Raw genomic sequence first — 307 nt, forward strand, 5'->3', positions numbered from 1 at the left:
TGACTGGAGCTTGCTCCAGTTCAAGTTAGCGGCGGACGGGTGAGTAACACGTGGGTAACCTGCCTGTAAGACTGGGATAACTCCGGGAAACCGGGGCTAATACCGGATAACTTCTTTCTCCGCATGGTGAAAGATTGAAAGGCGGCTTCGGCTGATTTAAAACAATTGAGCAAGTCAAACATCTTTTTGGAGAGTTTGATCCTGGCTCAGGACGAACGCTGGCGGCGTGCCTAATACATGCAAGTCGAGCGGACTTGACTGGAGCTTGCTCCAGTTCAAGTTAGCGGCGGACGGGTGAGTAACACGT

Annotated in this window: 1 rRNA gene; it reads left to right on the top strand. The window is 51.8% G+C overall.

Features of this window, described 5'->3' with window-relative positions:
- Window positions 1-183: 183 nt before the first annotated feature.
- Window positions 184-307: ribosomal RNA gene (locus QYG89_RS17345) — 16S ribosomal RNA — on the top strand; the annotation flags it as partial.

The sequence above is a fragment of the Bacillus lumedeiriae genome, from assembly GCF_044891285.1.
GTDB lineage: Bacteria > Bacillota > Bacilli > Bacillales > Domibacillaceae > Pseudobacillus > Pseudobacillus lumedeiriae.